This window comes from Mesorhizobium sp. M0244, assembly GCF_040321795.1.
Lineage (GTDB): Bacteria > Pseudomonadota > Alphaproteobacteria > Rhizobiales > Rhizobiaceae > Mesorhizobium.
The window spans coordinates 1-12,540 of record NZ_JAMYSE010000137.1 but is presented as its reverse complement, the minus strand read 5'-3'; the positions used below and the strand labels follow the sequence as shown (position 1 = coordinate 12,540).

The 12,540-nt window shown below is 61.4% G+C and carries 13 protein-coding genes; 8 read left to right on the top strand and 5 right to left on the bottom strand.

Annotated elements, in window-relative coordinates; genetic code table 11:
* The 5 genes from NKJ08_RS36370 to NKJ08_RS36350 all read right to left on the bottom strand — a co-directional run.
* On the bottom strand, positions 1–416 hold a 416-nt coding region (locus NKJ08_RS36370), incomplete at its 3' end, for a biotin synthase BioB (RefSeq protein WP_502906383.1).
* Positions 417–511: 95 nt separating this feature from the next.
* A complete protein-coding gene (gene nadC / locus NKJ08_RS36365; RefSeq protein ID WP_352469119.1) occupies positions 512–1,366 on the bottom strand; it encodes a carboxylating nicotinate-nucleotide diphosphorylase in 855 nt (284 codons plus the stop codon).
* Positions 1,366–2,907: an L-aspartate oxidase gene (locus NKJ08_RS36360; protein WP_352786072.1), complete on the bottom strand. Its 1,542-nt coding sequence runs from the start codon at positions 2,905–2,907 to the stop codon at positions 1,366–1,368. The genes nadC and NKJ08_RS36360 overlap by 1 nt, the downstream gene beginning before the upstream one ends.
* Positions 2,904–3,878 (bottom strand): quinolinate synthase NadA, encoded by a 975-nt coding sequence (nadA, locus tag NKJ08_RS36355; RefSeq protein ID WP_352508058.1) that lies wholly within the window; start codon positions 3,876–3,878, stop codon positions 2,904–2,906. The genes NKJ08_RS36360 and nadA overlap by 4 nt, the downstream gene beginning before the upstream one ends.
* Before the next feature lie 67 nt (positions 3,879–3,945).
* Positions 3,946–4,914, bottom strand: coding sequence for an NUDIX hydrolase (locus tag NKJ08_RS36350; RefSeq protein WP_023722073.1), 969 nt, complete (start codon positions 4,912–4,914; stop codon positions 3,946–3,948).
* A 171-nt stretch (positions 4,915–5,085) separates the two neighbouring features.
* On the opposite strand from NKJ08_RS36350, the gene panB reads away from it, so the two are divergent.
* The 8 genes from panB to NKJ08_RS36310 all read left to right on the top strand — a co-directional run bounded on the left by panB (position 5,086) and on the right by NKJ08_RS36310 (position 12,514).
* Positions 5,086–5,946, top strand: coding sequence for a 3-methyl-2-oxobutanoate hydroxymethyltransferase (panB, locus tag NKJ08_RS36345; protein WP_352549642.1), 861 nt, complete (start codon positions 5,086–5,088; stop codon positions 5,944–5,946).
* Complete coding sequence (panC, locus tag NKJ08_RS36340; protein WP_352786069.1) at positions 5,943–6,803, top strand: pantoate--beta-alanine ligase; 861 nt, start codon at positions 5,943–5,945, stop codon at positions 6,801–6,803. The genes panB and panC overlap by 4 nt, the downstream gene beginning before the upstream one ends.
* Positions 6,804–6,897: 94 nt before the next feature.
* Entirely contained in the window at positions 6,898–7,623 is a 726-nt protein-coding gene (locus NKJ08_RS36335) for a LuxR family transcriptional regulator (protein ID WP_352496586.1), read from the top strand.
* Positions 7,624–7,716: 93 nt separating this feature from the next.
* The gene (locus NKJ08_RS36330) at positions 7,717–8,349 is read left to right on the top strand and encodes an acyl-homoserine-lactone synthase (protein WP_352496585.1); all 633 of its coding nucleotides are present in this window, start codon (positions 7,717–7,719) and stop codon (positions 8,347–8,349) included.
* A gap of 22 nt (positions 8,350–8,371) precedes the next feature.
* Entirely contained in the window at positions 8,372–8,746 is a 375-nt protein-coding gene (locus tag NKJ08_RS36325) for a transcriptional regulator domain-containing protein (protein ID WP_352496584.1), read from the top strand.
* A gap of 58 nt (positions 8,747–8,804) precedes the next feature.
* Positions 8,805–9,215 carry a DUF2285 domain-containing protein gene (locus tag NKJ08_RS36320; protein ID WP_352786066.1) on the top strand — a complete coding sequence of 137 codons (411 nt, stop codon included), beginning with the start codon at positions 8,805–8,807 and terminating at the stop codon, positions 9,213–9,215.
* A 799-nt stretch (positions 9,216–10,014) separates the two neighbouring features.
* Positions 10,015–11,838: a glutamine--fructose-6-phosphate transaminase (isomerizing) gene (glmS, locus tag NKJ08_RS36315; protein WP_352577953.1), complete on the top strand. Its 1,824-nt coding sequence runs from the start codon at positions 10,015–10,017 to the stop codon at positions 11,836–11,838.
* A gap of 415 nt (positions 11,839–12,253) precedes the next feature.
* On the top strand, positions 12,254–12,514 hold the full coding sequence (locus NKJ08_RS36310; RefSeq protein ID WP_352496595.1) for a helix-turn-helix domain-containing protein: 261 nt from the start codon (positions 12,254–12,256) through the stop codon (positions 12,512–12,514).
* Positions 12,515–12,540 lie beyond the last annotated feature (26 nt).

The following is a 12,540-nucleotide window of genomic DNA, read 5'->3' as shown; positions in this document are numbered from 1 at the left end:
ATGCCCAGCGCCTTGACGCCTTCGACCATCGCCACCACCGCATCCATGTCGCGCGCCTTGGGGTTTCGCCAGGCCGCGCCCATGCAATAGCGGGTTGCGCCGGCGTCACGCGCCTTGGTCGCCTCGGCGACGACGCGCCGGACCTCCATCAGCTTCGACGCCTTCAGGCCGGTCTCGTGATGCGCCGACTGGCTACAATAGCCGCAATCCTCCGGGCATCCGCCCGTCTTGATGCTGAGCAGCCGGCTGAGCTGGACCTTGTTGGGATCGAAATTCTGGCGGTGCACGGTTTGCGCGAGGAAGAGGAGATTGTTGAAGGGGGCATCGTGAAGTGCCCGAGCCTTCTCCAGGGTCCACGCTCCAGGGTCAGGGGATTGAGCCTGGGGCGATGTCTGCGTTGGACTCGCTGTTTGCATGTCCATGCTGTTCCTCCGGTTCTGCCTTGCTTTGCTGTCTGATTGATGACGATCGGAAAGGACAGTTGATTCGATCCTGTTCGTTCCTCAGGCGATCATGAGCCCCAATAGTCGAGGCCGATATCCAGGATCGGCGCGCTGTGGGTCAGTCGGCCGACCGAAATCAGATCAACGCCGGTCGCGGCAATCGCTCGCGCTGTATCGGATGCGATCCCGCCAGAAGCCTCGGTGATAGCACGGCCGCCAACGATTGCGACGGCGCGGCGAAGATCGGCGAGGGACATGTTGTCGAGCAGAACCGCATCGGGAGCGAAGCCAAGTACCTCCTCCAACTGGGCCAGCGTATCGACCTCGACCTCGATCTTGACGAGATGACCGGCCCGTCTTCGTGCTCGCTCGAGCGCCGGGCGAACGCCGCCTGCGATGGCGATGTGGTTGTCCTTGATCAGAATTGCGTCGTCGAGGCCGAAGCGGTGATTGGATCCGCCACCTGCGCGCACGGCGTATTTTTCGACTGCCCGCAATCCGGGCGTCGTCTTGCGCGTGCAGACGATCTTCGCGCCATATCCACGAACCGCGGCGACGATCGATGCCGTTGCTGTAGCGATGCCGCTCAGATGGCACAAAAAATTGAGTGCCGTCCGTTCGGCTGTGAGAATGGCCCGGGCAGGGCCAACCACTGATGCAATGACCTCTCCATCCATGACATTGGAGCCGTCTGCCCGCTCCACCGAGATTTCGATATCAGGATCAATCAAGCGGAAAGCGAGCATCGCCAGATCGAGGCCGGCGACAACTCCGGACTGGCGCGCCGCCAGCACGGTTCCCGCTTGGCGTTCCTTCGGGACGATGGCCTCCGTGGTCAAGTCGCCGGCTCTGCCAAGGTCTTCAAGAAGAGCTGCCCTTACAAGCGGCTCAAGCATGACCGTGGGAAGCGGTGAGAGCGTCATCACTTTGCCCCTTCGAGGCTTGGCGAGTGTCCGAGTTCCCGCGCAGCGGCCAAGGCGGCTTCGAGGGTGATTTCGGACCGTCGGGCGACAGTCGCATGATGAGGAAAGTCTGTCCGGTAATGAGCGCCGCGGCTTTCTTCGCGCAACAGGGCGGCAACCGCGATCATTAGCCCGACAGCCGCCGGATCCGAGGCCGCGTCCTTGCTTTCGGCGAGCGGCAATAAGGCACGTGCGGCTGCTTTCAAACCTTCACCATCCCGGACGATGCCGAGTGCGCGCGACAGGAAAACACGCACGGGTGTCGGAGCGGGCGATGGGTAAACGTCCGCAAACGCAGGCTTTGTTCTGCGAGCAGGCGTTCCAGCGACACTTTCAGCGACCCAGCGCGCGCATACGACGGCCTCGGTCAAGGAATTGCTGGCGAGCCTGTTGGCGCCATGCAGTCCTGTCGAAGCGACTTCGCCGCAGGCCCACAGCCCCTTGACGGACGTCCTACCGGAGCCGTCCACGGCAACGCCACCCATGTGGTAGTGTTGGGCCGGACGAATGGGGATGAGATCGCGCGCGGGATTGATGCCCGCTCCACGACAGGCTGATGCGATTGTCGGGAAGTGTCGAGCGAATTCCGGGCCAGGCCGTTGCCGCGCGTCGAGAAAAACACGGTGGCCGTTGGCAAGATGGTTCCAGACGGCGCGCGCCAAGACATCACGAGGCGCAAGTTCCGCCCCTGGCACGCTCTGGAGAAAAGCCTGGCCGGTTTCGTCGATCAGGGCAGCACCTTCGCCGCGGACGGCCTCGCTGACCAGCACCATAGGGCGTTCCGGGCCGTCAAGCGCGGTCGGGTGGAACTGGATGAACTCGAGGTCGGCAAGGACAGCTCCAGCGCGGGCCGCAAGCGCCAGGCCCTGTCCGCAACTGCCGCAAGGATTGGTGGTGTCGAGAAACAGTCCCCCGATCCCACCGGTGGCGAGGACGACCCGCCGTGAGCCGAAGAAGACAGGTCCTATCGAACCGCTCGCCCAGACGCCTCGGATCGCATTCTCTCGCACCGCCAGCCGGCGCGCTTCCACGCCCTCCACGACAACAATCGACGGAGTGGAACGCACAGCCGCGATCAGGGCACGCATGATCTCACGCCCGGTGCCGTCACCATGCGCATGAACGATGCGACGTCGGCTGTGTGCGGCCTCCAATCCGAGGCACAGTGATCCTTTCGGCGTACGGTCGAAGGGAACCCCAAAGCCCGCAAGCCCCTCTATCGCCTTGGGCGCGGCTTGGAGGATGCGGCTCGCCACGTCTGTGTCGCAGAGACCATCCCCGGCGGCAAGCGTATCGGCCAGATGCAGTGCCGGATCGTCGTCTTCGCCGAAACTTGCAGCCAGACCACCCTGTGCCCACGTGCTCGAATTGTCAGCTCCCAGCAGCGTCCTGGACAGAAGCAGCACCGGCTCCGGCGCCAGTTGAAGCGCGGTCATCAGTCCGGCGATGCCGCCGCCGATGATGATGGGCCGCCCGAAGAAGCTGCGGACATCGGCGCTCAAATTGCCAGCATCCGTTCGACCGCAAGCCGCGCGCGCCCGGCGATCCCGGGTTCGATGGTTACGATATGGTGGTTCTGCTCGAGCGCCATGCGGATGTTGGCAAGCGTGATACGCTTCATGTGCGGGCACAAATTGCAGGGCCGGATGAACTCGACCTCTGGGTGCGCTAACGCGACGTTGTCGCTCATCGAACATTCCGTCATCAGCACGACACGTGCCGGCCTTTGCCTTTCGACATAGTCGGACATGGCAGCGGTCGAGCCGGAAAAATCTGCTTCAGCCACGACGTCGGGCGGGCATTCGGGATGCGCGAGCACGATCACGCCGGGATGGCTTTCGCGCAACTCGCGGATGTCGGCCGGTGTAAAGCGCTCATGCACCTCGCAATGCCCTTTCCAGGCGATGATCTGCACATCGGTCTGGGCGGCGATATTCTGGGCCAGATATTCGTCCGGCAACATGATCACCTGGGGAACGCCAAGGGATTGGACGACCGCCTTGGCGTTGCCGGATGTACAGCAGATATCCGACTCGGCTTTCACTTCGGCCGACGTGTTGACATAAGTGATGATCGGCACGCCGGGATAACGCTGGCGCATCAAGCGCACGTCTTCTGCCGTGATCGATTCCGCCAACGAACAGCCTGCCCGCAGGTCGGGAATGAGCACCGTCTTTTGCGGATTGAGCAGCTTGGCCGTTTCGGCCATGAAATGTACGCCGGCCAGCACGATGACTTGCGCCTCGATCGTCGCAGCCGTGCGGGCCAGTGCCAAGCTGTCGCCGACGATGTCGGCCACGCAATGGAAGATCTCGGGGGTCTGGTAGTTGTGCGCCAGGATGATGGCGTTGCGCTCGCGCTTCAGTGCAAGGATCGCCTCGATATCCTCGACGAAAGCCGGCCATTCGATCGGCGGGATCACTCGTCGGACGCGCTCGTAGAGAAACGCGGTCGCAGGCAGCATGGCGCTCATCGACCCCTCCCAGCTTATACTCTAGGTGAAAATAACCAGCATATACTTGCTGTGAGTATAAGCGATGTCAACCCCGCGCCAGCGGCAATTTTGTCCCGGCGATGACCCTCTCGTCGAGAACGGCGTGGCGGAACCGGTAAAGCTTCGCTGGCCGGCCGCCGGTCTCCGCGGTTGCCTCTCCGGTCTCTTCGACCAGCTCCTGCTGCTCGATCAGCCGGCGAAAGTTCGGCTTACGCACGAGCCTGCCGGCAAGCGCCTCCACCGTTCGCTGCAGCTGCAAAAGCGTGAAGACCGGCGGCATCAGCTCAAAGACGACCGGCCGGTATTTGATCTTGGAGCGCAGCCGCGCAATGCCGGTCGCCACGATGCGGCGATGATCGGCGACCATAGACTTGCTGGGCACCAGCGGAGGCAGCGTCGCGTCCCGTCCGCTTCCGGCCTCTTGGACCAGGCCTGCTTCGTAGACTAACTCATAGCGTTGAAGCGTGAGTTCCTCGTTCCAAAGGCGGTCGTCGAAGCCGAAGGCTATCGTCGCCCGCTGCCAGCGTTCACGTCGCGTGGCCGCGTCGCTGACGCCGTCTGCCCATTCAATCAGGCGCGGTCGCAGAACGTCCAGCACGACCGGAGGCGTGCCGGAGCGGTGGTCCTCCCATGGAAAATATTCATACCAGCTCTGCCAGCCGCACTTGGGCGAGCCAGCTGCCTGTTCCTTGCGGGTCAATGCGAGATAGCTGATGGAGATGACGCGCTGCTGGCGCTCGGCGCCGATGCGATCCCGATCCGCGAAGGTGTAGAGTTGCTCAATATACCCCAGCGGATGGCCGGTCTGCTGCTCGACCCACCCCCTCAAACCGGATTGCAGCGATCGGTGCTCAAGCGCAAATGGTCCGGAGGGCAGGGTGTCCGCCTGGCCGATGGTGAGGACACAGGGTTCACTGTCGTTTACGGCGACGACAAAGGCGATCAGGTCCACTTTGACTTCGTCCGCCTTGACGGCGGCTCTGTCTTTCCTGGGTCCTTTTGCCTGATCGTCCATGTTCGCGAAAGTGGCTGGTGCTCGGGGGCGCCTGAATCGATTTAAGTGTAAGCGCGCCTGTCCGCACGTCAACACCGCACAGCTGCACGGCCATTTTTAGCTCTTCGCACTTGCACAAAAATGTGGCAAACGCGACACCCGCGGTTGGTAACGTTGGGGAAGGAGGGTCCATTGAGTGCGTTTGGTGACACCAAGGCGATCACACCGCCGGATATTCGTTCGCGCAAAGGTGGGACGCCGCTCGTCTGCCTTACCGCCTACACGACGCCGGTCGCCCGGCTTGTCGATCCCCATTGCGATGTGGTGCTGGTCGGCGACAGCGTCGGCATGGTTCTCCACGGCCTGCCCTCGACGCTCGGTGTGACGCTGGAGATGATGATCACGCACGGCCAGGCCGTGCGCCGTGGCCTCGAGCAGGCGCTGATGGTCGTCGACCTGCCGTTCGGTTCCTTCGAGGAAAGCCCCGAGCAGGCTTTCCGCAATGCCGCGCGCGTCATGGCCGAGACCGGCTGCGCGGCCGTCAAGCTCGAAGGCGGCGAAACGATGGCAGAGACGATCGGCTTCCTCGCCGCGCGCGGCGTGCCGGTCATGGCCCATGTCGGCTTGACGCCGCAGGCGATCAACACCATCGGTGGCTACCGCGTGCAGGGCAGAGGCGGGGATGCCGAGCGCATCAGGCGCGACGCGCTTGCGGTGAGCGAAGCGGGCGCCTTTGCGGTCGTGCTGGAGAAGGTTCCCGAGGCGCTCGCCCGCCGGATCACCGGGGAGGTGGCGACCCCGACCATTGGCATCGGTGCCTCGGCAGCCTGTGACGGCCAGATTCTCGTCGTCGACGACATGCTGGGCCTCTTCGGCGACTTCCGGCCCAAATTCGTCAAGCGCTATGCTGAACTGGGGGAGGCCGCTGCGGCTGCGATCGCGGCCTATGCGCGGGAAGTGAAGGAGCGCCAGTTTCCGGCCGCCGAGCACGTGTTTGCCGATGCGCCCAAGCCCGCCGACGCGGACGCGGCCAAGAGCGGAGAAGCAGCGTGAGCGTGCCGATTGTCAGGAGCGTTGCCCGGCTTCGCGAAATCGTCGCCGCATGGCGCGGCGAGGGCGTGGGGATTGCCGTGGTGCCAACGATGGGCGTCCTGCATGAGGGCCATCTCAGCCTGGTGCGCGCGGCACTCGAGAAGGCCGACCGGGTGATCGTGACGCTCTTCGTCAACCCGAAGCAATTCAACAGCCAGGCCGATCTCGCCGCGTATCCGAGCACCGAGGACGAGGATGCCGCCAAGCTGGCACCGCTTGGCGCGCACCTGCTTTATGCGCCGGATGCAGAGGAAATGTATCCGGCGGCCTTCGCCACGACCGTTTCGGTGTCCGGTGTCAGCGAGGGCCTGTGCGGTGCCTTCCGGCCGGGACATTTCGATGGCGTGGCGACCGTCGTCGCCAAGCTCTTCCTGCAGACCAGCGCTGACTTCGGCTTCTTTGGCGAAAAGGACTTTCAGCAGCTTCAGCTAGTCAGGCGTATGGCCCGGGACTTGGATATTCCAATCACCATTGTTCCTTGTCCGACAGTCCGCGAAGCCGACGGTCTTGCACTATCATCGCGCAATGTCCGGCTCTCGCCAGCAGAGCGTGCTGTTGCCCACAAGCTACCATCGGTCTTGCTCGAGACGGCTGAGCGGCTTGCCCGCGGCTCGCCCGTCCTGCCAACGCTTGCCGAAGCGCGCGCAGCAATTCTGGCTGCAGGCTATCGCGAGATCGAATACCTGGAACTTCGCGACGAGGCAGATTTGCGACCCATGACAAGCCTTGGCCGACCTGCACGCTTGCTTGTCGCGGCCTGGCTCGGCGGCACACGGCTCATAGACAACGTCAGAATATCACGGGTTTCAACAGATTAACGGGGTTCTCGGCACGCGCTGTATCCGTCCGGGATCGTTTAAAACAAGGTCTCTGCCTGGCATCGAGCGATCACGGAGGTTACGCAAAGCGCAAATGCATCGCGTGTTTGAGAACTTCGTCGAGCAACTGTCTGCAAGTGTTGATGCTGCCGATCTCCGTGAGGCAATGGCATCCGCTGCAGCCGGCTTCGATTTTCCGCTATTCGCCTATTTCACTTACCCGTCGGCCTCCGGCGACGCCCCGCAATTGATCTCAAACTATCCTTCATCTTGGACATCACGTTATCTGCAACAGCGGTACCACAGTCTTGATCCGGTCATCCTGCGCGGGCTGCAAGGCTGGGATACCTTCGATTGGGGTGTGGATCGCGCTCGGCACTGTCTGCCGAATTCGCAGCAACAAATTCTGGAGAGTGCGGCTGAGTTTGGCATCCGCGGCGGCCTGACGATGTCCATGCATGATCATCGCGGCCGGTTTGCTGCCCTGACCTTTGCTTCCGACGAGTCCCGTCCGCCTCTGTTGCGGTCACTGACACGTTACGAAAAAGCATTGCAGCTGGTGGCCATCAACTTTCATATCCATGTCCGGCGCAGGCTCGCCGACGATCGCGTGGTGGATGGTGTAACGCTCACCCCGCGGGAGTTCGAGTGCCTGAAATGGGCGGCGCGCGGCAAGTCGGCTTGGGTTATCAGCCAGCTTCTCGGCGTCTCAAAGCGCACCGTGACCTTTCATCTGGAAAACGCCAAGGCAAAGCTTGGCGTTCGGACGATCAACCAGGCCGTTGCACGACTGGCTGCCTCCGGCCAGGCGAGATCCTGATTCGTCGGCCACGATAGCTGTAAACCTCTACAGGCTGCATCGCTGCCGGCTTTGCCCTTCGATGGCGGGAACACATCCCGCACGGAGGCGACCATGATGCAGCTGATAACACCAGACCTTTACGACGAGTTCGCAAGCGAGCTCAAAGAGATGCACGGGCTCAGGTTTCGGGTGTTCAAGGAAAGGCTCGATTGGGAAGTTGATACCGAAGACCAGATGGAAACAGACCCGTTTGATGGTCTGAAGCCTGTCTATCTGCTCCTCAAGGGATCCGACTGGCGAATTCGCGGTTGCGTGCGTCTTTTGCCCAGCACCGGACCCACAATGTTGCGCGACACGTTCCCGGTGCTGCTGGGTGCTGACGTCGTGCCCTCGACCTCCGACATATGGGAGAGCAGTCGTTTCGCGCTCGATCTCCCTCCGTCGGCGCCCAAGGCAGCGGGCGGACTGGCCCAGGCAACCTACGAGCTCTTCGCGGGCATGATCGAGTTCGGCTTGGCCAAGGATCTGACCCGGATAGTAACGGTGACGGACACGCGCATGGAACGGATCCTTCGCCTCGCGACGTGGCCATTGTCGCGCATCGGACAACCCAAGTCCGTCGGCAAAACGGAGGCGGTGGCCGGGTTTCTCGAGATTTCCCGCGCGAGCCTTTTGCGCATCCGCAGCAGGGGACGTCTGAGCGGACCGGTACTGTGGCAACCGGTTCTAGGCCCGTCGGCATAGCGCCATTGTGGACACCTGAGCCGTGAAGGATGCTGGTCTGCCCAAGGAAGCGACGGTCGGTCTTGTATGCTGGCCGGACTGGCGTCGTCACGAAGCTTACCACTACGCCAGACGATTGCCACGCACTGCCTGGGCCTGGGAGTTTCTTCGGCGCAATCCACAATTTCAGCGCGACCACGCCAAAATGGCACCGTCCGCCTACATTGTCGGAGCCCAGGCCGACATGAAGATAATCGAGTTGACGACAGGATCATCTTTCCTAAGACAATGGAGCCTCCTTTTTCGCGGACGCGCCACAGTCGGACGCTACGTCGGCAAGGGTCTTTTGGGATCCGCGCGACTGCGCCCGTATTCTACGAGCGGCCGCGGAGCCGGTTGGGCTCGACCACGATTTTGAACCGCTTGATCTCCCTTCGCTCTCATGCTGCAAGGACATCCTGCTGACACCTGCCGGCGTGCAGCACGTGCTGCTGAGGGAGGACTGCCGGAGTCTGCAGATCGCCCTTTCCGGTGCATCCGTTCTCCGCCCGTTGCGGCTATATGTCGACGCGATCGTGCAGCCGCAGCACCTGAACTTCCATGTCGCTGCCCTTCAGTTCCTGAACGACATCAATGGTTGCGGCCGCCTGGCAGCTGCTTGCTTTCCGCCGGAACCCCGCGGAGCGCGTCTGCGTATCGTGCTCCAGGCTTTGGATGGCTCGCTTGCGGGAGCATCTCATCAGGAGATCGCCATTGCCCTGTTCGGGAGACGCCGTGTCGAAGAAGATTGGTCTCATCCAGGTAGCCATCTTCGCGATCAGGTGCGTCGCGCCATCCAACGTGGCCGCTACCTGATGGGCGGCGGCTATAGACAGTTCCTGATGTAATTCGGGTGACAGCTTGGTGATTGTCTTATTCGAAAACGCGCAGGCATCAATCTCCATTTCTCACTGCTATTGTGCCTTGTACAAGACGTGACACGCGCCTAGTTCTTCCGCAGCGGGAATCGGGTTTGAGTAATACGGACGAAGCACTGAGAACCAACGTTTTCGTGATAGTGCATTCATGCCCCGAGAATCCTGATGACGTTACGAACCCCGACAAAGCCGGCGCTGACTGAAACGGTCGCTGAACGTGCTCTGTGGCCTGTGCCGCCTGACTCTCGGTTTCGGCCATGCCGACCAACAGCGTATTGACAGGCCATCGCGGGCTAAACTCTACCGGCGAAAGCCGCGTCAACAGCGGCAGGCATTAAACTTGATCGGCGGCGACGATGATTATGATCAACGTGACGAACACGTGAATCATGCCGACGGCGCCGACGCTGCCGATGATGATGATGCCGATCATGCGTCGCTGATGCTGCCTAACTACAGTGCTTGTGATCATGCCGATCACCGCGTGATCACGAGCGGCGGCGCTTCGTGTCAGGTGCGTAGCCGGGATGGTCGCGCATGGCCGATTGTTCCTTCGTGCCGCGGGGTGTGGGCTTGCGTTCGGTCATGAGGGCGTCAGGCGCAACGAGAAGTTTAGATCAGGGGCTCATCCATGGGGTGGATGATAGTTATCCCTACAATCAATTGTACCAATATTACCGAATACTACTACAAGATCCCCAATGAAAGCGGCCGGATGGGTATCCGTCTCGCGTGGGCTGAAGCTGCCGGCAAGAATGGGAAGACGAACATGTGCGGGATTGTTGGCATCGTTGGGCAACAGCCGGTGTCGGATCGGTTGGTCGACGCATTGAAGCGTTTGGAATATCGCGGCTATGATTCCGCCGGCGTTGCGACGATCACCGAAGGTGCCTTGCACCGCCGGCGCGCCGAGGGCAAGCTCGTCAATCTCGAGAGGAGACTGAAGGAAGAGCCGCTGAGCGGCAACATCGGCATCGGCCACACGCGTTGGGCAACCCATGGGGCCTCGACGGAACGCAATGCGCACCCGCACTTTACCGACGGTGTCGCCGTCGTCCATAACGGGATCATCGAGAATTTCACCGAGCTGAAGGACGAATTGGCGGCGGCTGGCGCCGAGTTCCAGACCGATACCGACACCGAGGTCGTCGCGCATCTCTTGGCAAGACACCGCCGGGAGGGCATGAGGCGGCAAGAGGCGATGCGTGCCATGCTGAAACGCGTCAGGGGCGCCTATGCGCTTGCCGTCCTCTTCGAAGATGATCCGTCGACCATCATGGCGGCGCGCAACGGACCACCGCTGGCGATCGGTCACGGCGACGGCGAGATGTTCCTGGGCTCCGACGCGATCGCGCTCGCTCCCTTCACCAATGAAATTACCTATCTCATCGAGGGCGACTGGGCCGTTGTCGGCAATTCGGGCGCCCATATCTTCGATTTCGACGGCCATCCCGTCGAGCGTCCGCGCCATACCTCCACGGCCGCGGCCGATCTGGCCAACAAGGGCAACCATCGCCACTTCATGGAGAAGGAAATCTACGAGCAGCCCGAAGTCATCGCCCATGCTCTCCGTCACTATAGCAACATCATAGAGAATCGCGCCGACATGGTTTCTGGCATCGATTTCGCCAGGATCCCGAGCTTGGCGATCTCGGCCTGCGGGACCGCCTATCTCGCCGGACTGATCGGAAAATACTGGTTCGAACGCTATGCGCGCCTGACGGTTGAAATCGACGTTGCGTCCGAATTCCGTTACCGCGAGATCCCGTTGTCGCCGCAGTCGGCGGCTCTTTTCATTTCGCAGTCCGGCGAAACCGCCGATACGCTCGCATCGTTGAGGTACTGCAAGGAGCGTGGGCTGAAAATTGGCGCTATCGTCAATGCCTGCGAATCGACCATCGCTCGGGAGGCCGATGCGGTCTTCCCGATCCTTGCCGGACCGGAGATTGGCGTCGCCTCCACCAAGGCGTTTACCTGCCAGCTTGCGGTTCTAGCCGCACTCGCCATCGGCGCCGCCAGAGCCCGCGGGACCGTAACCGAAGACGAGCTGCAGGCGCTCGTCAGGAGCCTCGCCGAAGTGCCGCGCGTCATGGGCCAGGTACTCAACAGCATCCAGCCGGAGATCGAGTTCCTGTCGCGCGAACTGTCAAAGTGTCGTGACGTCCTGTATCTCGGCCGTGGCACCAGTTTCCCGCTAGCGATGGAAGGTGCGCTGAAGCTCAAGGAGATTTCCTACATCCATGCCGAGGGCTATGCGGCGGGTGAATTGAAGCACGGTCCGATCGCATTGATCGACGACAACATGCCAGTGATCGTCATCGCGCCCCATGATCGCTTTTTCGACAAGACCGTCTCCAATATGCAGGAAGTGGCTGCCCGTGGAGGGCGGATTATCCTCATCACCGATGAAAAAGGGGCAGCCGCATCGAAACTCAACACCATGCACACGCTCGTGTTGCCGGCTGTCGACGAGATTATCGCGCCGATGATCTTCTCGCTGCCGATACAGCTTCTTGCCTACCACACGGCGCTCTTCATGGGCACAGACGTAGACCAGCCGCGCAATCTCGCAAAATCGGTCACGGTCGAGTGATTGTGAACCTTTATAGGTGGCGATGCTTGTCCATCTTCGCTGCATCGGCGGTGGAAATTGGTCGAAGGTATCAGCGTCCGCGAGGCTGGGTGGACGGTGCCGCGAATAGCCACTGGAGGCGTCAATGAGAGTTCGAGTTGCTGTTCAAGAAAGCCATCGGGGAGAATGAGTCGTGTAGGATCGCAGGTCGAATGCGCTACAGCCGATCAGGCCATCTCATGGCGGGCAGGTTCTTAGAACTTGATCAGAAGCAGGTGAGCCGCCATATTCCGACCCGGCTGCCAATTTCAAGTGGCCCATTCCATGGATGAGGCCGGTCCGGCCGAATGGACGTCCATTTTTTTGATTTGCTGGATGTGCGCCAGGGTCGGGGAGGAAATCTCCCGATTTGTCAGGCGCTCCCATCTTCTTGGAGATGTTTATGAAGGATTCGCGCATTCCCGAGCCAGTCTTGACGGCTATGTCGCAGGGGACCCACATCATCCGCGCTTATCGTGAGCACCTTGGGTATTCAATCGAGGACCTCGCGGTCGCGTGCGGGCTTGCCGCTCAGGAAATCCAAAACATCGAGCGGGGTCTAAAGTACAATAAGGGCTATCGGAATCGGATAGCGAGATCGCTGTCCATACCTGTGGGAATTCTTGAGGCAGAGTCGGACATATCGGACGCCGCCTGATCAGTCGGATAATCTGCAATGGGTGG

Excerpts from the sequence above, each read along its gene's own strand:
- NKJ08_RS36310 (WP_352496595.1), top strand. The coding sequence starts at position 12,254 with ATGTTTATGAAGGATTCGCGCATTCCCGAGCCAGTCTTGACGGCTATG.
- glmS (WP_352577953.1), top strand. The coding sequence starts at position 10,015 with ATGTGCGGGATTGTTGGCATCGTTGGGCAACAGCCGGTGTCGGATCGG.
- NKJ08_RS36330 (WP_352496585.1), top strand. The coding sequence starts at position 7,717 with ATGATGCAGCTGATAACACCAGACCTTTACGACGAGTTCGCAAGCGAG.
- nadA (WP_352508058.1), bottom strand. The coding sequence starts at position 3,878 with ATGAGCGCCATGCTGCCTGCGACCGCGTTTCTCTACGAGCGCGTCCGA.
- NKJ08_RS36335 (WP_352496586.1), top strand. The coding sequence starts at position 6,898 with ATGCATCGCGTGTTTGAGAACTTCGTCGAGCAACTGTCTGCAAGTGTT.
- nadC (WP_352469119.1), bottom strand. The coding sequence starts at position 1,366 with ATGACGCTCTCACCGCTTCCCACGGTCATGCTTGAGCCGCTTGTAAGG.
- NKJ08_RS36350 (WP_023722073.1), bottom strand. The coding sequence starts at position 4,914 with ATGGACGATCAGGCAAAAGGACCCAGGAAAGACAGAGCCGCCGTCAAG.